The organism is Methylobacillus sp. MM3 (assembly GCF_001645185.1).
Lineage (GTDB): Bacteria > Pseudomonadota > Gammaproteobacteria > Burkholderiales > Methylophilaceae > MM2.
Window position 1 is genome coordinate 84,763 of the sequence record NZ_LXTQ01000040.1, and the last position, 25,407, is coordinate 110,169.

23 protein-coding genes are annotated in these 25,407 nt (G+C 55.3%); 8 read left to right on the top strand and 15 right to left on the bottom strand.

Annotated elements, in window-relative coordinates:
• Nucleotides 1–152: 152 nt before the first annotated feature.
• Complete coding sequence (locus A7976_RS10790) at nucleotides 153–1,391, bottom strand: diguanylate cyclase domain-containing protein (RefSeq protein WP_067111398.1); 1,239 nt, start codon at nucleotides 1,389–1,391, stop codon at nucleotides 153–155.
• 273 nt (nucleotides 1,392–1,664) lie between these two features.
• Here A7976_RS10790 and A7976_RS10795 point away from each other — a divergent pair, with 273 nt between their 5' ends.
• The 4 genes from A7976_RS10795 to A7976_RS10810 all read left to right on the top strand — a co-directional run bounded on the left by A7976_RS10795 (nucleotide 1,665) and on the right by A7976_RS10810 (nucleotide 4,380).
• Entirely contained in the window at nucleotides 1,665–2,066 is a 402-nt protein-coding gene (locus A7976_RS10795; RefSeq protein ID WP_067111401.1) for a SirB2 family protein, read from the top strand.
• A 228-nt stretch (nucleotides 2,067–2,294) separates the two neighbouring features.
• The gene (locus A7976_RS10800; RefSeq protein WP_067112029.1) at nucleotides 2,295–3,062 is read left to right on the top strand and encodes an FTR1 family protein; all 768 of its coding nucleotides are present in this window, start codon (nucleotides 2,295–2,297) and stop codon (nucleotides 3,060–3,062) included.
• A 209-nt stretch (nucleotides 3,063–3,271) separates the two neighbouring features.
• Nucleotides 3,272–3,667, top strand: coding sequence for an antitoxin Xre/MbcA/ParS toxin-binding domain-containing protein (locus tag A7976_RS10805; protein WP_067111404.1), 396 nt, complete (start codon nucleotides 3,272–3,274; stop codon nucleotides 3,665–3,667).
• A complete protein-coding gene (locus A7976_RS10810; RefSeq protein ID WP_067111407.1) occupies nucleotides 3,667–4,380 on the top strand; it encodes an RES family NAD+ phosphorylase in 714 nt (237 codons plus the stop codon). The genes A7976_RS10805 and A7976_RS10810 overlap by 1 nt, the downstream gene beginning before the upstream one ends.
• 107 nt (nucleotides 4,381–4,487) lie before the next feature.
• Here the strand turns inward: A7976_RS10810 and A7976_RS10815 are convergent, their stop codons facing one another.
• From A7976_RS10815 to A7976_RS10835, 5 genes are all read right to left on the bottom strand, one after another.
• Nucleotides 4,488–4,901, bottom strand: coding sequence for a hypothetical protein (locus tag A7976_RS10815; protein ID WP_131801020.1), 414 nt, complete (start codon nucleotides 4,899–4,901; stop codon nucleotides 4,488–4,490).
• 124 nt (nucleotides 4,902–5,025) lie between these two features.
• Complete coding sequence (locus A7976_RS10820) at nucleotides 5,026–5,265, bottom strand: Pathogenicity locus (protein WP_067111413.1); 240 nt, start codon at nucleotides 5,263–5,265, stop codon at nucleotides 5,026–5,028.
• Nucleotides 5,266–5,295: 30 nt separating this feature from the next.
• On the bottom strand, nucleotides 5,296–5,862 hold the full coding sequence (locus tag A7976_RS10825) for an antibiotic biosynthesis monooxygenase (RefSeq protein ID WP_067111416.1): 567 nt from the start codon (nucleotides 5,860–5,862) through the stop codon (nucleotides 5,296–5,298).
• A gap of 28 nt (nucleotides 5,863–5,890) precedes the next feature.
• Nucleotides 5,891–7,063, bottom strand: coding sequence for a M20 aminoacylase family protein (locus tag A7976_RS10830; RefSeq protein WP_067111419.1), 1,173 nt, complete (start codon nucleotides 7,061–7,063; stop codon nucleotides 5,891–5,893).
• Between the two features lie 30 nt (nucleotides 7,064–7,093).
• Complete coding sequence (locus A7976_RS10835; protein ID WP_067111422.1) at nucleotides 7,094–8,014, bottom strand: LysR family transcriptional regulator; 921 nt, start codon at nucleotides 8,012–8,014, stop codon at nucleotides 7,094–7,096.
• A gap of 117 nt (nucleotides 8,015–8,131) precedes the next feature.
• On the opposite strand from A7976_RS10835, the gene A7976_RS10840 reads away from it, so the two are divergent.
• Both A7976_RS10840 and ycaC read left to right on the top strand, forming a co-directional pair.
• Nucleotides 8,132–8,998 carry a pirin family protein gene (locus A7976_RS10840; protein WP_067111426.1) on the top strand — a complete coding sequence of 289 codons (867 nt, stop codon included), beginning with the start codon at nucleotides 8,132–8,134 and terminating at the stop codon, nucleotides 8,996–8,998.
• A 53-nt stretch (nucleotides 8,999–9,051) separates the two neighbouring features.
• Nucleotides 9,052–9,678, top strand: coding sequence for an isochorismate family cysteine hydrolase YcaC (gene ycaC, locus A7976_RS10845; protein ID WP_067111429.1), 627 nt, complete (start codon nucleotides 9,052–9,054; stop codon nucleotides 9,676–9,678).
• A gap of 78 nt (nucleotides 9,679–9,756) precedes the next feature.
• On the opposite strand, the gene A7976_RS10850 is transcribed toward ycaC, so the two are convergent.
• The 3 genes from A7976_RS10850 to A7976_RS10860 all read right to left on the bottom strand — a co-directional run bounded on the left by A7976_RS10850 (nucleotide 9,757) and on the right by A7976_RS10860 (nucleotide 14,612).
• Nucleotides 9,757–12,102 carry a bifunctional diguanylate cyclase/phosphodiesterase gene (locus tag A7976_RS10850; RefSeq protein ID WP_240483859.1) on the bottom strand — a complete coding sequence of 782 codons (2,346 nt, stop codon included), beginning with the start codon at nucleotides 12,100–12,102 and terminating at the stop codon, nucleotides 9,757–9,759.
• A gap of 231 nt (nucleotides 12,103–12,333) precedes the next feature.
• Complete coding sequence (gene ppnN / locus A7976_RS10855) at nucleotides 12,334–13,713, bottom strand: nucleotide 5'-monophosphate nucleosidase PpnN (protein WP_067111432.1); 1,380 nt, start codon at nucleotides 13,711–13,713, stop codon at nucleotides 12,334–12,336.
• A 23-nt stretch (nucleotides 13,714–13,736) separates the two neighbouring features.
• On the bottom strand, nucleotides 13,737–14,612 hold the full coding sequence (locus A7976_RS10860) for a glycosyltransferase family A protein (protein ID WP_067111436.1): 876 nt from the start codon (nucleotides 14,610–14,612) through the stop codon (nucleotides 13,737–13,739).
• Nucleotides 14,613–14,791: 179 nt separating this feature from the next.
• Between A7976_RS10860 and A7976_RS15440 the strand changes: the two genes are divergently transcribed.
• Nucleotides 14,792–15,307, top strand: a complete 516-nt coding sequence (locus A7976_RS15440; RefSeq protein ID WP_305791277.1) for a DapH/DapD/GlmU-related protein — start codon at nucleotides 14,792–14,794, stop codon at nucleotides 15,305–15,307.
• 28 nt (nucleotides 15,308–15,335) lie between these two features.
• Here the strand turns inward: A7976_RS15440 and A7976_RS10870 are convergent, their stop codons facing one another.
• The 6 genes from A7976_RS10870 to A7976_RS10895 form a co-directional block, all read right to left on the bottom strand.
• Nucleotides 15,336–17,093 (bottom strand): ABC transporter ATP-binding protein, encoded by a 1,758-nt coding sequence (locus A7976_RS10870; protein WP_205633499.1) that lies wholly within the window; start codon nucleotides 17,091–17,093, stop codon nucleotides 15,336–15,338.
• Between the two features lie 516 nt (nucleotides 17,094–17,609).
• A complete protein-coding gene (locus A7976_RS10875; RefSeq protein ID WP_067111441.1) occupies nucleotides 17,610–18,893 on the bottom strand; it encodes a phosphatidylserine/phosphatidylglycerophosphate/cardiolipin synthase family protein in 1,284 nt (427 codons plus the stop codon).
• A 176-nt stretch (nucleotides 18,894–19,069) separates the two neighbouring features.
• A complete protein-coding gene (locus A7976_RS10880; RefSeq protein ID WP_067112035.1) occupies nucleotides 19,070–20,272 on the bottom strand; it encodes a PepSY domain-containing protein in 1,203 nt (400 codons plus the stop codon).
• Between the two features lie 29 nt (nucleotides 20,273–20,301).
• Nucleotides 20,302–22,737 (bottom strand): TonB-dependent receptor, encoded by a 2,436-nt coding sequence (locus A7976_RS10885; RefSeq protein ID WP_067111444.1) that lies wholly within the window; start codon nucleotides 22,735–22,737, stop codon nucleotides 20,302–20,304.
• 64 nt (nucleotides 22,738–22,801) lie between these two features.
• On the bottom strand, nucleotides 22,802–23,758 hold the full coding sequence (locus tag A7976_RS10890) for a FecR domain-containing protein (RefSeq protein ID WP_205633500.1): 957 nt from the start codon (nucleotides 23,756–23,758) through the stop codon (nucleotides 22,802–22,804).
• An 8-nt stretch (nucleotides 23,759–23,766) separates the two neighbouring features.
• The gene (locus tag A7976_RS10895) at nucleotides 23,767–24,279 is read right to left on the bottom strand and encodes a sigma-70 family RNA polymerase sigma factor (RefSeq protein ID WP_067111450.1); all 513 of its coding nucleotides are present in this window, start codon (nucleotides 24,277–24,279) and stop codon (nucleotides 23,767–23,769) included.
• A 215-nt stretch (nucleotides 24,280–24,494) separates the two neighbouring features.
• Here A7976_RS10895 and A7976_RS10900 point away from each other — a divergent pair, with 215 nt between their 5' ends.
• Complete coding sequence (locus A7976_RS10900; RefSeq protein ID WP_205633501.1) at nucleotides 24,495–25,385, top strand: AEC family transporter; 891 nt, start codon at nucleotides 24,495–24,497, stop codon at nucleotides 25,383–25,385.
• Nucleotides 25,386–25,407: the final 22 nt, after the last annotated feature.

Below are 25,407 nucleotides of genomic sequence, written 5' to 3' on the forward strand. Positions count from 1 at the left end.
TCAACTAGGTGGGCGGTGGATTGCCTTCTTGGCCTGCCGAATTCAGAGCTGTCATGCTTGCAGAGGGATATTGCCATGTCAACCATTAACTTGCCGCATGTGTCGCATTTACTCCACAACACATGGCTTGGGAGACGCCTATGGAAAGTCGGCTATTTCACGGCATCATCCTGGGAGTAGTCCGGGATTCCCTGATCGGTCATTCGATGACCTCCCGCAGAAAAACAAGCCCGATTCTTCCCCTGATGCTTTGCCTGATACATCGCTACATCCGCAGCGGTTAATAAATCGTCGATGGATTGCCCGTTCTGGGGGTAAGAGGCGATGCCAATACTGACACCCAGTTTCACCTCTCCTCCAGGCAGCTTGATGGGCTGCTCCAGGGATTCGATGAGGCGATGAGCGAGCATGGATAATTGCTCCCGGTCTGCGGCATTGTGAGCTACAAGCGCAAATTCATCGCCCCCAAGCCGTGCAATCATGTCGGAATCCCTTATTGTGGACTTGAACCGATCAATGGCTGTTATCAGTGTCTGATCGCCCGCATCATGCCCATGCTGGTCATTGATGGCCTTGAATCCATCCAGATCGAGATAAAAGATGGAAAAAGGCATGCCGGTCCGCTGCGCCAAAGCAAAGTGATTTTGAACGCACTCTTCAAATCCTCGCCGGTTTGGAATTTTGGTCAGAGAATCTATCGTAACCTGCTGTTGCAAATTATTTGCGCGCGTTTGCATTTGAGCGGCACGCTCAAATAAATAAACGATATGGCGATATCCAAAGAACAGAATCAACGAAATGGCTGCAACTGTAAAACTTGCCCCCACAATGACCTGCATCAGATCCTGATGAATGCTGCGTTCGATGGATCGCTTTTGCTCCAGCAACTGACGATCCGCATTCGAGGCAAGCTTTCGGATTTCGAGCATGATGCCTTCCCCGGGGTCTTTGGAAAGATGGAGATGTGGCGCGTACGAGCCGGCATTGAGCTGGATCTTGAACGAGGATTCAATGGACTGAAACTTGCGATCAACCAGTGATTGCAATTGGGGCTCAAGAGATGTGAACTCCGGATAAAAGCTCGAAAGGGCGCGCATGGCGCGGAGATCGGCTATCGCTTGTTCATAAGCTCCATTATATGGATCCAGAAAAGATGGATGACCCGTAAGTAAATAGCCACGTTGCCCGGTTTCCGCATCAACGACGGCACGCGTAAACTTTTCTATCACCAGGCGAGCTTCGTCGACCTGTATTCGGTCCTGGTTAATCTGGATCAGGTGATAGGAAATCGCGAACAACCATATTACCGATACAAGCAATATGCTCGCAGCGAGAAGCAAGGGCCGCAGTATCTGGGTACGGTAATTGTTTTCAGGTTCAGAAGTAGCCATTGAAAATAGGATAGCGATTCATATATCCACTCTCTTTTTTCATTACTACATAACCGGATAAACCCCAGAAAGTGGTGCATTGTTGGCCGAGGCCGCAGCCTTTGTCTCCGTTCAAGGCATTCTTCTAATGGTCACGGAACGGATAATTTTGATATGCGATAGACACTTGCAAGTACATAATTAGTTCAAAATCGCTTGCATGTGCCCCTGGAAAGCTGATGTGCGGTCAGCCTGCGTTGCGGCCGCATCATGATGAAAAACAGGATTCTGACCATGCTTGAATTCTATCCTCAGATCAAACAGGCGCATGTGATGCTGGCGCTGCTTAGCGGGACAGTTTTTTCCGTCAGAGGCATCGCTGCGCTGATGAATGGCGAATGGCAGCAGCGCCGGCCGGTAAAACTGCTCAGCTATGCCATCGACATCGCATTGCTGACAGCCGCGCTAATCCTGCTGACCCTATTGCCGTGGACCATGTTCGGCAATGGCTGGCTGGTAATGAAACTGATTCTGCTGGTCGTCTATGTGACGCTGGGGGTTTACACGCTGCGGCTGGCCCGGAATCCCCGGTTGAGGGCCATTTGCTACGTGCTGGCCCTGCTGGTATTCGGATGGATGGTGACGATTGCCCGCGCGCATCATCCTCTTGGATTGTTTCGCGCGTTTATGTCCTGACGCAAGGCGCTGGGTCGGAATTCCTGGTTTTCCAATGCTTGCCACGCCCTGTGGAGCTGTCTGTTCATTTTGAAGGCATAAAGGTTGACAGACGGCATCTCTGCTTGCCATCATGGTAATGATTCTCATTTGTAAGGGTGGATGGCAAGGCTATCTCGCCCAAGACCAAACGCGAGAGTATTCGCCGGCATCGGCCATCCAGCATTCATGAATCAGGAAGGATTCGAAATGCTCCAGACTTTCATCATTACACTGCGCGAAGGCATAGAGGCCTTCCTGATTGTCGCCATCATGCTTGCCTATCTGAACAAGACGGGGCGCGCCCATCTGGCGCATGCCGTCTATTGGGGGATAGGCGTGGCGTTGGTCGCTAGCGCGGGAGCAGGCCTGCTGTTTGCTGAAGCGCAGAACAAGCCATTGTGGGAAGGGCTGCTCGCTTTTGTGGCTGCGCTGCTGGTGCTCTCCCTGATTATCTTCATGTGGCGCAAGGCTCCGCAGCTTCGCGCGGAGATTGGCAACCGGCTGGAAAACGAGGCGCGCAAGCAGGGCCCTGCCGCCGCGTGGGGAGTGTTTGCCTTTACGCTGCTGATGATTACCCGCGAAGGGATGGAAACGGCGCTGCTGCTCAACAATGTCCTTTTCAATGCCGATATGCGTGACATGGCGCTGGGCGCAATGCTAGGCGTGGCGGCCGCGGCGGTGCTCGCGTGGGGCTGGGCGCGCTATGGCAGGCGCGTCAACCTGGCGCTGCTGCTGCAGGTCACCGCGATTTTCCTGGCCTTGTTCGTGGTGCAACTCTTCGTCTACGCCTTCCATGAACTCACCGAGGCTGGCGTGCTGCCGCTCGACAACGAGTTCTGGCACATCGCCACCGAACCATACGGTCCCGAAGGCAGTTATGGACAATGGTTGACCTATGCCATGGTGCTGCTGCCGGCAGGGTGGCTGATGGCTATGTGTCTGCGCGACAAGTGGGCAAGCCCGCGCAGGGCTTGAGCGTGTGCTCGCTTAGGGTTCACGCAACTCAATAGTAAAGCCCGCATGCGGACTTTACTATTTGCGTCACATGGTTTTACGCACAAGGGTATCGAAGTCAACGGCTGCGATTAGGTGTTGTTGTTCCTATTAAAACAAAATTTGTGTTAATAGGAACAAAGATCTAAACTTCATGTCATGAGTAATGAGATGAATTCAGGAGCATCGTCATGACTGTCGCAATGGATCGTCATTCCACCCCATCTCAGGACCGTGGTGCCCTGGCCAGGATGGTGATGACATTACTCGACCACTGGAGCCTGACGACTGAGGATCAGGCGGCCCTGCTTGGAATAGCACCAAGCAATAGAGCAGCGCTGACCCGGTATCGCAAAGGGGAACCGATCGGTACCAGTCGTGACCAATACGAACGTGTTGGGCATCTCCTCGGCATCCACAAAAATCTGCGCTTGTTGTTTCCCCAGAATCGAGAGCTGGCCTACCGCTGGATGTCGACGCGCAACAAGGCCTTTGATAATTTGAGTCCAGTTGAAGTCATTAAAGAGTGGGGGTTCGCCGGCCTGCTGATGGTACGTGCTTATCTGGATCGTGCTCGCGGCGTTTGATGCTTCAGTTTTTCTCGCAACTGACCCTTGCCGATGTCCATCAGGATGTCATTCGTAACATCGTCTCGCTCAGGGAATCGCAAGATCTGTTCGATGATCTGACCGATAACCCCGAAGAGTGGGGACTGGCGCAGCAAGTCGAAGACGAGGTCAAGCCGCCTCCATACAGGTCAGTAACGCCAGTTATTCATCGTCCATTTGAAGATGCGGAGTGGTTCTCCGTTATCGCCTGGCCATTCAACAACTGGCAGAAAAGTCGCTTTTCGGATGGGTCGTTTGGCGTTTGGTATGGATCAGACAGTGTTATTACCACGGTCTACGAGTCTGCATACCATTGGTATCACGGGTTACTACGAGATGCCGGTTTTGAAACAGAGCGCGTGGTGGGTGAGCGCAAAGTCTATTCTGTCGGCTGTCATGCCGCGATGCTGAATATGAAGGGGGCTGTTCAACACTATCCCGAGCTCCTGCATAAAACGGATTACACCTTTGCCCAATCGATAGGCGCGAGAATCCATAGAGAAGGGCACCCGGGCCTGGTCGTACCTTCCGTGCGCCATAACCCAGGCGAAAATTATGTCGTGTTCAATCCTGCGGTTTTATCGAATCCTCGCATGAAATGTCAGCTAACGTATCGGCTGGACGGGTCGAAGATTGTGATAGAAAAGTCACCGGGTAAAACCTGGCTGCAAATAGCCATCGAAGAATTTTAGTCCTGCCAGCACCTGAATCAGATACAGCCGATACAGAGACGCTTGTTGAGTTTTCGGAATCCGCAATCAGAAGCAGACGAGGGGCTGCAACCCAGAAGGCCGTGTAATTACTGCGGTCTGGGGCCGCACTCCGCGGTGGAGGATCGCAGCTGGTGATCGATGGCCGGCATGATCAGATTGTGGCTCGCCTGGTTTTCCATGTTCTTCCAGTAGAGGATCTTGCCCTTCCATTTGGGCCGTGCCTGGAGAACTTTTTCATATGCTGTTTTCGCGATGCCTGCCTCTCCCGCGTGGCGGCAGAAACATTCGGGAGGGCTCCCGGCGCCGGAGTCGATGCATCGCGTCATGCGGTCGTTAAATGCATGGATGGCGGTATCCAGTTCCTGTGCAAGCAGGATGTCGCCATATTCAGTGAGCGGCCTGGGGCGCATGAATTCCGTGGCGGATGCGGGAAGACAGGCGAGGAAAGACAACAGCACCATGGCAACCAGTCGCATGGGTGAGACAGTCGTGATTAGCATGCCCTGTGTTCCCTATTCGATCAAAATCTCAAGGTAACAGCAGTCATCCTGAAAACAGACGGAAAATTTCTGAAATGAAGCGGGAAAATTTCCCGACTTAATGACGGTCCGATTGACGGCCTTGTTATAAGTGGTGCGACTGTGCCAATGCAATCGCAGCCTGGATAGCCGCGCGAGCTTGTGGGCTGTTTTTCCAGCAAGTGGAGCCGACGATAGCCGAGGCTTGAGAGACGATGTCCAGCGTATTGGCTTTGCTCAGGTGTGCCAGCGATTCAAACCCCATTTGTTCAAGACGGGCCACCACGGCGGGGCCCACGCCTTTCACGTTCAGCAATGCCTCGCGTTCTTCTGGTGGAAATGGCATGGGAATCCTCTATTGATATTAACTGCCGTCTCAACTGTGCAGCCAGCGATGCACCAGCCTGGTATAGCGCGGCATCACGACATACACCATCAGCCACACCACAACACCGGTGATGAGCAGCAACTGCAGGTAATGGTGATCGGCAATGCCCAGGTGGCGCCGCAAGAATTCCACAAGGAGCGATATGCCCAACACCAGGGGATAAATTGCCGACCATGTCAGCACGCTCTGTTTCCAGCGCTTAGGAAATTTCGGCTTGATGCCTTCCGGCGTAAACCAGAAATCGAGCCCGCTCTGCACCAGGTAGCGATCCTCCTCCATGAGCAAAGGCTGTACCTTCTCGATCAGCCGGTTGCGATCGGCTGAGCCCATCCAGGCTAGCAGGTGGTCGCGCGTATCGAAGCGGATGACGATGGTGTAAGCGGATGTGGCACCGGGGATCGGGCGAATGATCATCACCCCCAAATGGCCTGGATACGACCTGGCGATGGAACCGATTTCCTTCAGCCAGTTTTCGTAATCGTCATGGTGAATGTCCAGCACATGATGGGTAATGACGACGGTTGCGCTTTGATCGGACTCCAGCGAGTCGATCATGACAGGATTCCTTTTCAGCATGAAGTGATTACGGCAGAAGCCGCGCCACAAGTTTGCACCAGTACTCCGTACCCAAGGGCAGCACCTCGTCATTGAAGTCGTAATGCGGGTTATGCAACATGCAGCCGCCTTCACCCAGCCCGTTGCCGAGCCAGATATAGCATCCGGGTTTCTTCTTGAGCATGAAGGAGAAATCCTCGGCGCCCATCGAAGGCTGCAGATCGGTCCTGACGTTGTCGTCGCCGACCAGTTCTGCGGCCACGCTGCGGCAGAGTTCGGCTTCCGCAGCCGTGTTGACCGTGGCCGGATAACCGTAATGCATGTCGAACGCCACGAGAACGCCGAAACTATCGCCCACGCCTTTGCAAATGCGGCGAATTTCACCTTCGACCTGATCCCGTACACGGTCGTTGAAGGCGCGTATCGTTCCGGCAAGGTGCGCTTTCTCAGGCAGAATGTTGTACGCGTCGCCTGCGTGAAAACGCGTGATGCTCAGCACCGCCTGGTCCAGCGGGTCCAGCTTGCGGCTCACCACGCTTTGCAGGGCTTGAATGAGCACACTGCCAGCCAGGATCACGTCATTGCCCTGATGCGGCATGGCAGCATGGGCGCCCCGCCCCGTGAGGGTAATGTCGAATCGGTCGGCCGATGCCATCACCGGCCCCGCATGCACCGCGAATTGCCCGGCCGGCAGTCCTGGCCAGTTGTGCAGGCCGAACACCGCATCCATGGCGAATTGATCGAACAGCCCTTGCTCCACCATCACGCGGCCGCCGCCCTCTGTTTCTTCTGCCGGCTGAAAGATGAAATACACCGTGCCATTGAAATTGCGAATTTTCGACAGCGCATCTGCTGCCGCCAGCAACATCGCCGTATGCCCGTCGTGGCCGCAGGCGTGCATGCGGCCATCGTGCCGGGACCGGTGCGTAAAGTCGTTCTTCTCCTGTATCGGCAGCGCATCCATATCGGCTCGCAAACCGATGGCACGCGAGGAATCGCCGCAGCGAAGCTTGCCAATCACTCCTGTGCCGGCCAAGCCGCGATGCACCTCGATGCCGAGAGATTCCAGCGTGGAAGCCACGAGACCGCTGGTTCGATGCTCGTTAAAAGCCAGTTCCGGATGCGCATGCAGCTCGCGCCGGAGGGCGACGTATTTCGAATTCACGCTGGACGGTGCAGGTTTGCCGGAGGAGTTATCCATAAATCGCAATCATCGGAATGTGGTGATCATCTATCTTAGTGCTGAAATAGGCTCTTGGGTGTCATCGCCGAACCATAGTTGCAATTCCGCCTGCGCGAGATCGATAAAGGCGCGCAGCTTGGGTGGCATGAAGCGCTGCCGCGGGTAGATCAGGTGCACCGGATCGGCCCGGCCTTGCCATTCCGGCAGTACGCGTACCAGATCGCCCGTCGCCAGCCCCGGCTTGCAGATGAAGGTCGGCAGCAGTGCTACCCCTTGCCCGTTCGCCACCATGGATCGCACCACGCCTATGCTGTTGGCCATGGCGCGGCCGGAAAGGGGGATGGTGATGCTGTTGCGACCATTGCTCAAATCCCAGCCATCGCGTCCCATCGGAGTGAATTGCAGACAATGATGGGCATGCAGATGCTGCGGCTCTTCCAGTGGGGCGGCCTGCTGCAAATAATCGCGGCTCGCGAATATCGCCCAGCGCACCGTGCCGAGTGACTTTGCCACCAGGCTGGAGTCGCGCAGCTCGCCGGTGCGGATCGCGACATCGACGCCTTCGGCTACCAGATCGAGATAGCGGTCGGTCAATAGCAGTTCTACTTCCAGCGCGGGGAATTCGCGCTGCGTGCGCTCGATCAAACCTGCGAGCAGGCTGTCGCCGAGGTCGGCGGGGGCTGTCACCTTCAATCTGCCTTGCGGTTGATGGCGCGCTTCATCCACGGCGGCTTCCGCTTCCAGCATGTAGCCCAGGCCCAGCGACGCATGGTGATAATAAGCCGTGCCGGCTTCGGTGAGATGGAGTTTCCGGGTGGTGCGTTGCAGCAAGGTGATGCCCAGGCGCCGCTCCAGCCGGGAGATCCGGGTGCTGACGGTCGAAGTCGGCAAACCCAGTTGCCGCGCTGCGGCGCTGAAACTGCCTGCCTGCACTACCTTGACGAATACCGCCGCTTCGTTGAAATCCATGATTGTTCAATTAAATGAAAAGTAATTTCGCATTTAACCATCTAGTACCCTCAATGTCATGTGCCTATAGTGGGAACCATTGCAACGCACTACCGAGAAATCAGAAAGGAACGCATCATGAAAAAACTGGCATTCATCAAACTCAGCAACGGCAATCACTGGGTGGGTGATGGTTTTCCCGTGCAGAGCATTTTTTCCTATCGTGACATTGCGGAAGAAATCTCGCCTTTCCTGCTGATGGACTACGCCGGCCCGACCCGTTTCGAGCCGACCGAACAGCGACGCGGCGTCGGCCAGCACCCGCACCGCGGTTTCGAGACCGTCACCATTGTCTATGACGGCCAAGTGTCACATCGCGATTCCACCAATGCGGGCGGCACCATCGGCCCCGGCGACGTGCAATGGATGACGGCCGGCTCCGGCATCATCCACGAGGAATATCATGGTGACGAATACGCCCATACCGGCGGGCCGTTCGAGATGATACAACTGTGGGTCAACCTGCCCGCCAGGGACAAGATGACGAAGCCCGGCTACCAAGGCATCACCCGCGCGCAGATTCCTGAAATACAACTCGCCGATGATGCAGGCAAGGTGCGCGTGATTGCCGGCGAATACGCAGGCCGGCAAGGCCCGGCGCATACCTTCACCCCGATGAACGTCTGGGATGTGCGGCTGAATGCCGGCAGCACGACGACCTTCACCTTGCCGGAAGGGCATACCACTGCCGTATTCGTGCTGCATGGCGCGGTCGGCCTGGGCGGTGCGCACACCATCCGCCCAGCCGAACTGGGGGTGATGCAGCGCGCGGGTAGCGAATTGGTGCTGGAGGCGCAGCAAGACACTGTTTTGTTGTTGTTGAACGGGGAGCCGCTGAATGAACCAGTGGTCGGCCATGGCCCCTTTGTCATGAATAGCGAGGAAGAAATCCACCAGGCGATTGATGACTACAACCAAGGCCGTTTTGTACAGGCAGCGGCATAACGCCAAGCCATCTTCAATTATTTGGACTTCATTTATCTGAAAAGGAAAAAATCATGAACAAGCCCTACGTACGTCTCGATCGCGATAACGCCGCCGTGCTGCTGGTGGATCACCAGGCTGGCCTTCTTTCCCTGGTGCGCGATATCGACCCCGACAAGTTCAAGAACAACGTGCTGGCCCTCGCCGACGCCGCCAAGTTCTTCAACCTGCCGACCATCCTTACCACCAGTTTTGAAAACGGCCCCAACGGCCCGCTGATGCCGGAGTTGAAGGAGATGTTCCCGGACGCACCGTACATCGCCCGTCCCGGCCAGATCAACGCCTGGGACAATGAAGATTTCGTCAAGGCGATCAAGGCCACCGGCAAGAAGCAACTGATCATCGCCGGCGTGGTGACGGAAGTGTGCGTGGGATTCGTGGCGCTGTCGGCCATCGAAGCCGGGTTTGAAGTGTTCGTCGTGGCCGACGCCTCCGGCACCTTCAACGAGATGACGCGTGACGCTGCCTGGCGCCGCATGGAAGCCGCCGGCGCGCAGCTCATGACCTGGTTCGGCGTGGCGTGCGAACTGCACCGCGACTGGCGCAATGACATCGAGGGCCTGGCCGCGCTGTGCTCCAACCACATTCCGGACTACCGCAACCTCATCACTTCGTACACGGCGCTGACTGCGAATAAGTAACTCATGCAAACCGGCTGCCGCCGTTTAAGGAATCATTTCCGGCGGCAGCCTGTGTCTCATGACATGTATATTTTCTTTTCAGGCGAGTGAATGAGAGTGACGAGGAAACTCATCAATGGGTACTGGTTTTGAGAATAGAAATCCTTGCCCGTAATCACAACCGGCATTAAGCAGGATATCTCGTTGTTCTGCCGTTTCTATACCTTCCGCAATGACCTTCATGCCTAACCTGTGCGCCATGACTATCATGGCTTCGCATATGGCTAAATCGTCAGAACCTTCGGTTAAGTTGGATACAAATGATCTGTCAATCTTGAGATAGTCGACATCGAATTTTTTAAGGTAAGACAGGGATGAGTAGCCGGTACCGAAATCATCAAGGGACAGCTCCAATCCGGCGGTGCGGAAATCGAGCAGTTGTTTGTATATGGATGCGCTCGAATCCATTAGCAAACCCTCTGTAATTTCTATGACTAAGCTTTCTCCGGGCAGGCCAAGTTCATTCAGGTATTCAAACCAATCTTCATGGTAGTCGTTCGCATTGTAGAAATGCACGGGCGAGACGTTCACGCTGGTTTGAAATCTCGGATCATGCGTTGCTCTCAATTTTGCTGTTTGCCTGGCTGCTTCGCGGAATACCCAATCGCCAATTTCAACAATGAGCCCGGTATCTTCAGCGATAGGAATAAATTCCGCTGGGCTGATATTTCCACGGGAAGGATGCTGCCATCGAATCAAAGCCTCTGCCTTATGTATGGCACCGGTCTTCAATTCAATAATTGGCTGGTAATGAACGCTAAATTGATTTTCGGCCAAGGCCGTATGTAAATCGTTCGCAATCGACATGCGTGCATCGGCGAGTGTTTGCATGGACTGCGTAAAGTACCGTGAGCGATTGCCGCCTTGATTTTTAGCGGTATACATGGCCTGGTCCGCACTTTTCATCAACTGAGTGGCATCCGCGGCATCTTCGGGGAAAAAGGCGATGCCAATGCTCGCTGTTATATAAGCTGTCTGATCCTTTAACTGGAATGGCTGAGACATCTTGTACAGCAATGCCTGTACTACATGCTCCACACTCTCGGTGTCGTGTAAATCGGGAAGAATTACTGTAAATTCATCGCCACCTTGCCTGGCAACAGTATCGCTCGCCCGCAAGCATCCACCTAAACGGAACGCAGCCTCCTTTAGCAAAATATCGCCCATATCATGCCCAAGCGTATCGTTAATTTCCTTGAAATGGTCCAGGTCGATGAAGAGAAGAGCAAGGTTCAGGCTTGACCGTCCCGCCCGGGTTAGTTCCTGCTCCAGACGATCATGGAACAAGCGCCGATTGGGCAACTGGGTGAGCGGATCGTGGAAGGCAAGTAGAAGAATGTTTTCCTGAGCTTCTTTGAACTCTCGGATATCGGAAAATGCTGCGACATAATTCGTGGTCCTGCCATCAGGATTGGAAACTATCGTTATTGTGAGGCGATAGGGGTTGATTACTTCATCCTTGTGCCTGATCCAGACCTCACCCAGCCAGTATTTCTCATTCTGCAGTGCTTGCAGCATACCCTCATAAAATTGTTCATCATGACGCTCGGAGATAAGAAATTCAGCGGTCTTGCCGACGACCTCTTCCGCGCTATAGCCGATTAACTTACTGAAGGATTGGTTGACACGCAAAATGGTGTTGTTGGCATCAGTAATCATCACGCCTTCCTGGACTTCAAAGGCGCTAGCTGAGATCTGTAATTCCTTCTGGCTTGATTCCAACTGGTCATGGGCCAGTCGCAACTTGTCCAGTGCCATATGGCGGTCCAGGGAATTGGCGAACCCGCCTATGCTGAAAAGACCCAGGCAACCCAGCGTGACCATCAAAGCCAGCAAATTGGGATCCATTTCCAACCCGCCGACCAGGCAGACACTGTTGGGTGCGAAATTGGCCGCCGCCATCGCTGTGTAATGCATGCCCGCGATCGCAAAACCCATAATCACTGCGCCTAACAAATGCTGGATTAATGGGTGCAACCCGGTTTTCTCGCCGGCATAAACAATTAACAGCGCGCCTATAGCGGCTGTGATGGCAATGACAACGGAAAGAGCCAATATAGTGGGGTGATAACTGATGGCGGGCTGCATTTTGAGCGCGGCCATCCCTGTGTAATGCATGGCCGTGATCCCTAACCCCATAAAGAAACCACCAATTAGAACTTTGCCCAACTGCAATTTAGGACTGCGGAGCAAATGAAAGCCAAGTAACGCCGCGGCGATGGCGGGTAAGGCAGAGATAAAGGTCAGGAGGGTGTCATAAGCGATCGGGATGGGTAAATGAAAGGCCAGCATGCCGATAAAATGCATCGACCAGACGGCCATGCCCAAGGTCACGCCTCCAGCCAGCATCCACGCTTTTGCCTGGCGGCCTGTGCTTTCACGCATGCGCTCTGCGTGCGACAACGCTGTGAAGGAGCCCAACATGGCTATCAACACAGATAAAACTATAAGGCTACCGTTCCAGCTTATCGGCAAGCTTTGGTCTCCCGCGACTCAAATTCTTTTTGATGTTGTGATATTTTTTGAATTACATCAGGAAGTTACCTCGTCGATATCGTACCACCTCCAGCTTGCGTAGGAATAAGGGGGTTCACTGAGTCGGAATTTCTGACAGCCTCAGGCGGAATTCTCGACGACGATGCGGTAGCAAGGCTCGTATTTCCCCATCAGTTTCATCCGGTTCTGCTCGACGAAAGCGGTCAGCAGGGCGTCCATCCGTTTCATGATGGCCGCCTCGCCGTGAATCTCGAATTTCCCGTGCTTCTCGATCGCGCGTATCCCCGCATCCTTGATATTGCCGGCCACGATGCCCGAAAAGGCGCGCCGCAGGTTGGCGACCAGCGTGTGCTTGGGCTGTTGCCCGTTCAGCTTCAGCTTGCGCATGTTCTCGTGCGTGGGGTGAAACGGCCGCTGCAGCTCGTGCTCGATCTTGAGCTGCGAGTCGAAATAATAGGCGTCGCGGTGTTGCCTGCGGAAAGTGCGCACCGTCTTGATGCCGGCCTGAATCTCAAGGGCCACCTGCACCGGGTCGTCAATGATGATTTTGTAGCGGCGCTGTGCTTCCTCACCCAGCACGTCGCCGATGAACGAATCGATCTGGCGGAAATAATCCTCTGCGCTTTTCGGCCCGGTAAAAATGAGCGGAAAAGGCAGCTCCGCATTATCCGGGTGCAACAGCACGCCGAGGACGTAGAGGATTTCCTCCGCTGTGCCGGCGCCGCCGGGGAAAACGACAAAACCGTGGCCGAAACGGAGAAAGGCCTCCAGCCGCTTTTCCACGTCCGGCAAGATCACCAGTTCGTGCACGATGGGGTTGGGCGGCTCGCCCGCAATAATCCCGGGCTCGGTGAAGCCGATATAGCGCCCCTTGCCGACACGCTGCTTGGCGTGCCCGATGGCGGCGCCTTTCATCGGCCCTTTCATCGCGCCGGGGCCGCAACCGGTGCAGATGTCGAAACCGCGCAGGCCCAACTGGTAACCGACCAGCTTGGTGTATTCGTATTCCTCGCGGCTGATGGAATGCCCGCCCCAGCACACCACCACATTCGGATCGGTGCGCGGCTTGAGGACCGACGCGTTGCGCAGGATATGAAAAATGGCCTCGGTAATGCCTTCCGAGCTTTGCAGGTCGAAACGCTGATTCGCGGAAATTTCTTCGTGCGCAAAGATCACATCGCGCAACACGGAGAACAGGTGCTCCTGGATGCCGACGATCATCTTGCCGTCCACAAACGCGGTGCCCGGCGCATTGATGATGTCGAGCTTGATGCCGCGCGGGCGCTGGATGATATGGATATCGAAAGTACTGTAGCGCTCCAGCAGCTCCTTGGCGTTGTCGATTTCGTTCCCGGTATTGAGGACAGCCAGGGAACAGTCGCGATAGAGCTGATGCAGGCTGCCGTGCCCGCGATTGAGGAGTTTGGTTGCTTCGTTTTTGGAGAGGACTTCCAGCCTGCCCATCGGGGCGATCTGGGTATCGGTGACTTTATATTCCATCGTGTTTTGGTCCCTTGTTTTAGTTATTGTTCAAAGGTAGCGAGCCGATTGGGTCGCGTTTCAGACAACGCAACCGGCTCTGTTTTGGCGCTTTCGTAGTAAGAAGAAGTTTGCCTGACCGGTTTCCTGAAGTTGGTCATGAACAGTTCTTTTGCCATGGTGAAATGAAATTTCGCTCTTTCCGGCCTGAGGCGCAAAAATGCCAGCATTGCTCTTGCCAGTCGTGGAACGATATATTTCGGTCTCCGCAATTCGGGATGCGTGAAGTAGGCCATGGAGATGAATTCATTCATCGTTTTCAACTCATTCACATGGGGGTTCAGATACTTTACATACACCGAGTGAAAACTGAAAAAACAGGCGTCATGATTGCGCAAATAGTAGGCCGCCCACTCCTGATCCTCTGCCGAGAATACATCTTCCCTGAAAGGCCGGTCGACGATGTACTGCTTTTTCAGGAAGGCGCAGGAATTGGACAAGCCCAGCAGTAGCGAAAAATTTCCCTTGTCCACCCGGGTAACCCCATAGGTTTTTTCATAATCGCCCCCTTGATTGAAGCAGCACCCCAAACAACGATCCCCGCCCTCCGAAATATGGTTGATGCCGTATGAAATGAGGTGCGGATCGGTCAGCAAAACGTGTGAGCTGATGATCAGCACATACTCGGTTTCGCAGGCCTCTATCCCGATATTGATGGCCTTCGAGTAATTGAATGGCTCGCTGGGGTAATCGATGACCTGGTCGCAAATCGCATTGAGCGCTAATCTTTGCTCCACGCAGGAGTTGGAGTCCACCGCGATGATTTTTTCCGGCGGCACCGCTTGCGCACGCAAGGCGGAAATAACCTCCGCCACCAGCGGGAAACTGTTGTAAGTTCGAATTAACGCAGTATATTTCATATATTTGAAACCACTTTTATGCGAATTGCATACTGTTATCGATAATATATTTGTATTGTTTTTTAGGTGATATGGAAAATTTCTTGAATATCAGCCCTCAGCGGGGCATATGGTCTCGGGCAAGATCGGCTTTGCTCGCTTTTAGAAAAAAGACGCGCTGCATTTCCATTTTCCCAAATGTGAGCGTTTTCGCCGCCCCGTCTTCAACGCTTTCGGGTGACGGCAAGCTTGAGTTGGGGTGCAAGTGGGAAGGGTTGAGATATTTTCCTTCAGAGTTCAAGCTGGCCGAGAATGCGAAAATTGCGGTGGAAGGTCATTTTTACTTGATGACGGGCTGCCATCTGGCAGTTAATGAGGGTGCAACGCTCACCCTGGGCAGCGGCTACATCAACAACAATGCCACCATCGACTGCTTTTCCTCCATCACTATCGGGCATGGCGTCGCCATCTCCAGCGGGGTCACCATCCGCGATAGCGATAATCACGCGATCAATGGCAATACCATGATTTCGGCGCCTATCGTGATCGAAGATCATGTATGGATCGGCTTGAACGCCACCATTCTCAAAGGCGTACGCATTGGCAGCGGCGCGGTCATCGCCGCCGGCGCGGTCGTCACCGCCGACGTTTCCAAAAATTCGCTGGTGGGTGGCGTGCCTGCCAAGGTCATCAAACACGATATCGTATGGGAATGACATCCGGCTTTCCTCGTAAAAATCGTCCTTAACTCGCATGGCTGGATGACATGGCCTTGAATTGTGCATTTCTTGCCATCAAGGCCTCATAAGTCCCCTGATCGATAACTCTCCCTTTGTCGATGAAATAAATCATGTCGCACTGCTGAATAGTGGTGAAGCGATGCGCGATCAGGAGAATGGTCTTCTTGCCCGAGAAATCGCTAATGGCTTCCATGATGGATTTCTCCGTAATGCCATCCAGGGCACTGGTTGCCTCATCAAACACCAGGATTTCCGGATTATGGTAAAGCGACCTCGCGATTCCCACCCGCTGGCGCTGCCCGCCCGAAAGCTGCACCCCGCGCTCGCCCACCCGCGTTTCAATTCCATCCGGCAGTTCGGCAATCAATTCATCCAGATGCGCCAGCGCAAGTACTTCGAGCACGCGGCGGGTATCGATATTTTCCAAGGGAATGCCGAAGGCAACATTTTCCCTGATGCTCGCATCAGAAAGAAAAATGCTCTGCGAGACCAGGCCTATCCTGTTTTGCCAGGCGCGCACATTGCGGGGCGTCAACGGCACGCCATCGATCAGTATTTCTCCCGCATCGGGCGAGAGCAGACCAATCACCAGGTCAACCAGCGTGGATTTGCCGGAACCGGTCGCCCCCACGAAACCCACGGATTTATTCGCCGGAATCTCCAGGCTCAGGGATTGCAGCGCCGGCTGAACCTTGCCGGGATAGGTAAAGGTAACGTCGCGCAACTCGATGCTTTGCGTCAACGCATGGATAGTCTCTGCCGTATTCGCGCTTTTTCCTGATTCATCCATCTCGCTCTCAAAGGCAAGGCTGTTTTTCAGGTCTTCCTTGATTGCATCGAATGCAGGCGAAGAGCCTTTGATCGTCGCCACCGCGTGATAGATCTGCTGCAACGCAGGCAGCACCTTGAACCCCGCCAGCGCGTACAAGGCCAGCATCGGCAAAATGGAGGCCAGATCCCCTTCGTAGCTTTTTGTCAGATACAGAAACAGCAATATCACCGAGCTGAAAGCCACCATATCCATGAAATACTTGGGCGCCATCGCCAGCGCGTCATTCGTGCTCAAACTCATGGAAAGCGTATCGCCGCTGGTTTGAAACCGATTTACGAAAACGGCCTGCCGGCCTAATAACAGCACATCCTTGATGCCGCCGAAACCTTCAGACATGAGTTTGTATCGCCGGGTAGCGATTTCAGAAATCTTTTTGCCGTTCAGCATCAATCGCTGTCGAACCATCCTGTACAAAACGGCATAGCCGCAGCCAAAAATGACAAGCGCGATCAGAATCACCCATGGATTGAGGATGATCAGCCCCAGAATCATGAAAAAAGTCAGGATGACCTTGGTATTGATCTGCATCAGCGGATAAACGACCTGGGAAGACACTACATAGGCGTCGGAAGCAATCCGCTTGGTCAATTCCGCACTGCTGCCCCAAGAGTGAAACAACCAGGGCTGGTGCATGTAATAGCGATAAAGCCTATCGGCCATTTCCTGCCCGACCCGCGCGGAAAATAAAGCCGCACGCCAGACAGTCAACATCGAAATCATCGCAGTCACCACCAGCACGACCACCGCCACAACGCCCACCAGATAAATAAACTCGCCGGGATCGCCCACGCCGCTGAACTGATAGAGTTTCCCGATAAGATTGGTGCGATCCAGAATGTTCGGATCGGCGACCACCGCCATGAAAACACCGATGGCAGACACCCCGCCGATCTCCGCAAAGGCCATCAGCACCATCAGCGCTTGCAGCATCAAAAGACGCCTGCGCTGGCTCCGCGTAAAGATGCTGAATAGATCCTGAACCAATAAAAACATCGAGTTTCCTGTCGTGGCTGATGGAAGAAGTCACTGACAGGACTTCTCTATTTAAACAAGATAGTAGACTCGTTATCGGCGGCTTCCTATGGTATGAATGGATCAATAAAACAGGAGTGTTTGGTCTTGCTTGTCGTCAAATAAAAGGGCCTTTGATCAGCCATGGTTGATCGGAGCAAAGCCAGCAAAAGCCGGCTTTTTGCTTCCAGTATCCGTTCGGCCCGATTGTCCTTGAGCATGCTGATTTCCCGATGATGCAGGAGCACTTCGGGAGCGTTCTGAGAGTCTATTTTTCCGGGATTTGAAGCATGACAGGAGGCCGATCATGGACATGCGATCACTTTCTGCTGGCACAGCCTTGTTGCTAGGGCTTGCGTTACCTCCGCTGGCCGACAGCCAGGTCACCGTGCACTGGGCGCTGGCTGCTATGAGATATGCGCAAAGAGAATCCCGTCAAAGGATTTCATTCAGCAAATAGAAAGCATTGTCTTTCAGCTTGTGCCACGCCCCGCGCTTGCGCCATTTCTCAAGCTCAATTTCCCTGCAAAGCGGTGCGTACTTCTCAAAGACGGCGTCGAGCCGCTGTGCCGTTGCCGAGTCCAGAATCCCGAGCGTGATCTCGTCATTGGTCTCGAAAGAACGGTCATCGAAGTTGCTTGAACCGATTGCGGTCCACACGCCATCGACGGTCATTACTTTCTGGTGCAGTAGCGTGTGGGGATACTCGAACAGCCGCACGCCGCAACGCAAAAGCTTTTCAAAGTTGCGATGCCCGGCGTGTTGCACCATGGGATTATCGGAACCCGAAGTCGAAGGCATCATCACGCGTACATCGACACCGCGTGCAACGGCTTCTCCGAAGGCGTCGATCGCATCCGGCTCGGGTATGAAATAGGGGTTCTGAATCCAGATGCGCTTGCGGGCGAGGCAGATGGCCGTATGGTGAAGTATTTTCACGGCAGGCGCCGAGCCTTCGGGCTTCGCATAGGCCGCGTGGATCACCACATCGCCGGCTGGCGCCAGGGCCGGAAATACATCGTCGCCGACGAACAGTTCCCCTGTTTCACCCGCCCAGTTTTCACTGAACGCGGATTGCACACTGTGGACGATGGGGCCTTGCAGCCTGAGGCTGATATCGGCGAAGTGCTCATTGTCCTGCGCGTCCCCCAGCCAACTATCCACGATGCAATGGCCGCCCACGAAAGCTTCGCGGCCGTCGATGACGACCAGTTTGCGATGATCGCGGTCGTTCAGCACGCCGAGGTTACGGAGCCGCGTTTCATGGAAAAACACGACGCGGCATCCGGCTTCCTCCATCTGGCGCGTAGCTTCCTTGCCTATTCTTCTCGAACCCGTTGCATCAAGCAGCACACGCACCTGTTTGCCCGCCCGCGCCCGCTCGGTCAGCGCATCTGCCATGCGCTGACCGAGAATTCCTTCCTTCCACAAAAACGTTTCGAAATGGACAGACTTTTCAGCAGATCGAATGCGCTGCAGCAGAACTTCGAAGAAAGCGCCGTTCTCCAGGACTTCCACTGAATTGCCGGCAACGGCAGTGCTGAGTGTGAGACCGGCGATGGAAGGAACCAGCACATCGATCGACGAATCGCTTTCAATGTGCAGTTTGGGATCGCGATGACGCCGGATTGACCAAATGACGATCGATAGCAGCAGTATCACGCAAAATAACACCGCTGCCGTCATAATGAACACTTCGTACCAATTTGATTGATTCATCGTATCCGTGTTCTATGAAGTCGAATGCAGCAAATATCTGCACGCGACTGGTTGGCTCGCACAATCCGTTTACGGCATGGTTGTTTCTTGAAAGTCTTGAATGTGGCTTGTTTGATTAGAGACAGCGGATTTCAAATAATTCGATAAAGCGATTAAAAGCACATAATCCAGTAGATTTAGCGCGGTTTCATTTTTCGCAACCAGATGGCGATACCTGTCAGCACCAGAGCGACAATAACGATACCCGAAAGCCCGATCAGCACACGTCCGGGCAACCCGAGCATTTGCCCGGTATGCAGGGAAAATTGCATGCCGAGGAATTGGTCCGCGGCCGTACCGTTCAAATAACTCACATGCGAAATCAAATGGCCAGTGCTGCTGTCGATATAGAGTCTTTCCAGGCCGACATTGAAAGCTTCTTCACGAAAGCCCGGATAAGCAAAAAACACCGCGTATGTACGTTGGGCTGGTAAATGACGCACTGACACCGGACGCATCCCGCGCATCTGGGCGGGCAATACGGCTGTCGCCAGCGATATTGCACGGTCATAGGTAATTTGCGGCAGCGCTTCCGGATCGGTGCGCACCTCTAGTCGATCCTGGGTGATATTGCCGAACCACCCTACAACCGGCCGGAAAACCTCATTGCCCAATGTGAGTGCAACACCGCTCATCGCCACGATCAGCATCACCCCCGACAGCCACAACCCTCCGGCACGATGCAGATCAAAGTTAAGACGCGTAGCGCTTGCGCCCGACTTGATCTTCCAGGCCGGCCGCCATCGCCCCAACCAGGAGCGGCGGGGTTTTTGCAAGGATGTTGCGCCACTTTGCTTGCCGTGACGCCCGGCAGGTAGCGTAAGGTAGAAGCCAATCAGCGTTCCCGTCATCCAGAGCATTGCGGCAATCCCGAACAGCCATTCTCCCCAGCGTCCCGGAAGATGCAGGGAATAATGCAGTTTGTAGATGAAGGGCATGATATGCAGGCGGTCGAATTTGAAGGCATCCCGATTACGCTCGCCGAGAATCTCGCCGGTATGGGGGTTGAGATATATATCACTTACTTTCTGCGGATATGGCTTGCCGGTTGCAGGGTCGATTCTTGGCGTCAACGACACGCGCAAGCTCTGATCGAAGTCACGTTTCAGGCTGACGACGCGAATGCGCGATTCCGGATAAGACCGTGTGACGATAGAGACAACTTCCTGCAGTTGCAGCGACGGTGCGGTACTCGGCAGTATCTTGAACAAGCGAGGATTCAGCGCTTGATCGATCTCATAGTAGAACGCGAGCAGCGCGCCGGTTGCACCGGCAACGAGCAGGAACAAGGCGATCGTCAGGCCGAGGTAGCGGTGTGCAATGAGAAGAAGGGGGCGCATGCGCAAGCTGCGCCCTGTGGCATGCGGCATCAGAAGTCTATCGTGGCGGAAACGATAGCGGTGCGAGGCGCGCCGAAGGACATGCCGAATTCCGTGGCGCTCTCCCAGTATCGCTTGTCAAACAGATTGTCGACATTGGCGCGCAGGGTGACGGTCTTGTCTCCTTGTGTGAACACGTAGCGCGCCCCGATATCCACACGCGTCCAGTCGGGTATCTCCTGAGTGTTGGCCTGGTCCAGATACTGGTCGCTGGTATAGATCACCCGGGCGGTCAGGGTCAATCCGGGCAGGAATGGCGTATCCCACTCGCCGCCGAGATTCGCGTTCAGGCGCGCCACGCCTATGGCCGTATTGCCATCAAAGGCGCCATCCCTGGTTTTGGTCAATTCGCCATCCAGCCACATGAGGCCGCCCAGCACGCGCGTATTCGCCGTGGGCGCTCCAAACACATTCCACTCCATGCCGGTATTTCGTTGTTCGCCGTCGACGCCAAATACGTTAGTGGCTGCATTCGTGAAACCACTCGGCTCCTCGATCCTGAAAATGCTCAGTGTGGAGGCGATCCTGCCCCCATCGAACTTGATTCCGGCTTCCACTTGCCGTGTCTTGCTGGGTGCAAACACCTGACCTTCGTTTTCCGCGCCAAGCGGCGCAGTGGGGCCTTGGGAAAGTGCTTCAATATAGTTGCCGTACAGCGATACGCGGTCGTTTGCCTTGACCAGCAACGCAACGGCCGGCGTCAAGGCGTTCTTGTCGTATTCCGAAGTTTTCGTGCCGTTCTCGGCATAGGACTTCACCACAGCGCGCTGCTGTCGAGCACCCAGCGTCAGCTGAAAACGATCGTCCAGCCAGGAGAGGGTGTCGGTCAGTGCCACGCTGGTGAGTTCGGTTTCGCCGGTTCGCGGCACCGAGTCCGACAGCGTAATGACGGGTTCCGGGCGATCAACAGGATTGTAGATATTGGAAGAGATAGTCGCGCCCCGCAATCTGGCATTACCGAACTCGAACTTGAGCATATTAACTCCCAGATTCAGCTGATGCCGAATCGGGCCGGTCGTGAAATTGGCAGCACGAATGCCGGCTTCGCCAGACACGGCATTTTCCTCCCGGAGGAACTTGTCTGCCCTGGCGGAGAAATTGCCGGCGGAGTTCACTTCCACAGGATTGATCCGCATGAAATCGTATTGCCCGCGCCGCGCGCCAAAGGCGGCATAAGTGGTGATGTTTTCGGTCAGGTCGAATTCGCCCCGCGCGCTGGCCATGGTGTCCCGGGAATTGGCATAGGTCCAGTCTTGCGCGAAATTGCTGTCGATTTTGTCGGCATCAGGTATCGCTGCCCCCGGCAGTATTCGCACGCGCTCCATCGGTGCCGTTCCTCTGCGCTCCTGATGCTGGAGGTCGCCGCTGAGGCGCAGGCGCTCGCCGCGGAAGTCCAGTCCCAGGGTCGCCAGGCTGCGTTCCAGCGTTTGGTCCGAAAACGAGGTATCGCCATCCTGGTGTACCAGATTCACGCGTGCCCCGAACTGATGGTCGGCACCGAATCGGCGCCCCACGTCCAGATGCACGCCTCCTTGCGCTTCATTGCCGTAGGATGCGGTCAGTTGAGTCACCGGCTCGTCCGTCGCGCGTTTGGTAACCATGTTGACCGTACCTCCCACCGCGCCGCTCGGAGCCATGCCATTGAGCAAGGCATTCGGCCCCTTGAGAATCTCGACGCGCTCGGCACCTTCAACCGGCGTACTGTAGGTGGGCACCAGGCCGAAGAGGCCATTCATCGCCACTTCGCTATTGACCAGCCGGAAACCGCGAATGCTGAACTGGTCGAAGCGGCCGCCTCTGGGATTGGTGGAGCGCATGGAAGGTTCGTTGGCGATCACGTCCGCCAGGGTGCTCGCCTGCTGATCCTGTATGAGCTGCTGCGTGTAAGCCGTGATACTGAACGGCGTGTCCATCGCGTCCTTGTCGCCGAGCACGCCCACGCGCCCTCCGCGCGCCACTTGGCCGCCGGCGTAGGCTTTAGGGCGATCGCCCGGTAGTTCCGCGCTGGCCGCCACTTCGACTTCTGCCAATGTGGTGGCTGCTTCCGTTTGTTGGCTGGTCACGGGTGCAGGTGCCGCTTTTCTCAAGGTATAGCTACCGTCGGTCTTGGCCACCAGTTCGAGTTCACTCTCGGTCAGCAGCCTGTGCAGGGCCTCGCGAACCGTATAGTTACCCGTCAGGGCTGGATTTGAGCGTCCTTCGGTCAAGGCTGGATCGAAGGAAAGCGCGATCCCTGCGCCGGCCGCTACATTGACAAGGCTCCGGCCAAGCGGGCCGGCTGGAATCTGATAAGAGCGGGTGGCGGGACTGTTTAAGGCACTTTCAGCCGCAGAAGCATCAGTAATGAAAGTGGCCGTTAAAGTCAGACTGAGCAGGGCCGCTTGAATAGCGCGAGAAAGCTTGCGCGGAGTGGCGTGGCGTTGCATCCAAAATCCTTTCGGTTGTATATGAGGCTCCTAACTCATATGCCAATCGAAAATAAAAAAAGTATCACTGGCGAGGAACGAGAGTAATCACGTAGCCCAACATGGCGGCCTTTGCCTCCACGGGATAGGTTGAAGAGAGCATTGTCATCACGTGCTCCGGTTTATCCAGCGGATACGCCCCGGAAATTTTAAGGTCAGCCACTGCAGGGTCCACGCGTAGCAGCCCTTTACGATAACGCGTCATCTCTTGCGCAAAATCGCGAAGGCGCATTCCATCTGCCACAAGCATGCCTTGTGTCCAGGCGGCCGCCGCCAGGTCGGCAGTTTTGCGGTCGATGACGCCCGTTGGCGTCATGATGCATTGCTCGCCGGCGTCCAATGTGACAGCTTCGCCTGAATTCGGAGTCACACGAACCGCGCCTTCGAATACCGCGATCAGCGTCCTGCCTTCATTATCCCGTCTGACATCGAAACGTGTGCCCAGGGCCTGCAAGCGTCCTTCATCCGTTTCGATCATGAAAGCCCTGGCGGGTGTATAGGCGTCCTTGGCTGTCTCAATCAGGATTTCCCCGCGACGGAGCACAATAAGCCGCCGCTGCTCATCGAAATAGGTATCGACTGCGGTATCCGTATTGAGTGTGATGTGACTGCCGTCGGTCAGACGAAACTCTCGCCATTCGCCCTTGGCCGTGCGGAAATCCGCGACCCAGCCCTGTTTTTCGGAAATCTCGAAAGCTGCCCATCCCAATGGCACGCTGCCCAGTACAACCAGAAGATGTTTAAGTGCGGCACGTCGCTTGGGATCCGATGGCCGGTTCAGCACCGGCATGGAAATCTGCGGTGGGAGGCCATCGAGTTTATGCAATAACCGCTCGGCTCTCTGCCATGCTTGAGCATGCGCGGCGCTGCGGTTTCGCCAGCGATTCAGCTCATCGCGTTCTCCCTCACTCAAGCCGGCATTGAGTCGCATGAGCCAGTCTGCGGCTTCATCCAGGATATCCGGGCTGATGTGCGTATCCATGGCGCCTCTCATTGCCAGCCGTTTATTTCCAGGCAAAGACGGAAAGCCTGTTTCATATAGCGTTTGACCGTGATCTCGGAGACTTCCAGTAGTCGTGCGATCTCGGAGTATCGGCGTCCTTCGATTTGCGACAACAGAAAGGCATGCTTGGCCTTGGCGGGCAAGCTATCCAGTGCGGCATCGATTTCGTACAGGGTTTCGAGGAGCGCCAGACGCTGCTCCGGGGCGGGGGTTTCCGGCTCCGGAAGCTGCGCAAGCGCTTCAAGGTAGGCGCGCTCGAGCGTTTGCCGGCGATACCAGTTGACCAGAATGCCATTGGCAACGGTAGCAAGAAAGGCGCGAGGTTCACGCAATGCTTCCAGCTCGGGCTTGAGCATTATGCGCACAAACGTATCCTGGGTGAGATCGGCTGCATGTGCGACGCACCCTGTCTTCCGGCTGAGCAAATTCAGCAACCACCCGTGATGAGCGCTGTATAGGGTATGCACTGCCTGATGCAATGTGGTTTCACCCACCGCCATGTATCGTCGTCTCCCCAGCAGGCATGTTGGCGCCCAGGTGATTTAATCAAGAATGATTCTCATTCTACAGCGACCTGGGTCAGTTGGGCAAGATTGGCGATACCCTACAAAATGGGAGCCACAAGACTACCCAATCCACGCCGTTACTGACTTTTCACTTCTGCTCGCTGGCACGATTGGTTACCATGCTTTAATTTGGCGCGCCGGATAACCCATTGAACGAACCCGTCACTCTGCTGCGAATTTTCTCCATCGTATTTCCGATACTGGCCATCGCGCTCGTCGGCTGGGCCTATGGCAAACGGCGCGGTGTGGAGATGGGCGGGGCCAACCAGCTCAACATGGCGATCTTCATCCCGGCGCTGGTATTCTCCGCGCTGGCGGATAAATCCTTCACGCTCGCGGGCCACTGGAACCTGGCGCTGGGCGCTTTCCTGATGGCCGTTGGCTCGGGGATTATCGGCCATATGCTTGCCCCGCGTCTGGGCATTGCGCCCAAGGTGCTGGTGATCACCATGATGTTCAACAACTGCGGCAATCTGGGCCTGCCGCTCGCGCTGCTGGCGTTTGGGCCGGAGGGCCTGCCGGGGGCGGTGGTGATGTTTCTCGTTATCAACTTTCTGCAATTCTCGTTCGGCATCTGGCTGCTCGATCACCATGCCCGGTGGTGGAGTTTCTGGCGCTCGCCGGTCATTCTCGCCGCTGTGGCCGGGCTGGCCGTGAGCATTTTCGGTTTTTCGCTGTGGCCGCCGCTGCAACTGGCGATCAAGATGCTGGGTGATGTCTCGATTCCGCTGGCGCTGTTCGCGCTGGGTGTTCGTATCGCCCAATCGCACGTTAACCACGACCTGCGGGTTGGCATCATCGGCGCGCTTGCCCGACCGGCGGCGGGCATTCTGCTCAGTTGGCTGCTTGCGCTGCTGCTCGGACTGCAAGGGCAGGAGAAAGCCATGCTGATCATCTTCGGCGCCCTGCCGCCGGCAGTGATCAACTACATATTCGCTGAGCGCTATCAGCAGGCTCCGCATGAAGTGGCGGCCATCGTGCTGGTGGGCAACATCGCCGCGATTCTGGTGGTGCCCCTGGTGCTGGCGGTAGTGCTGTAAAGATGATGGGTGGGCTGATCGG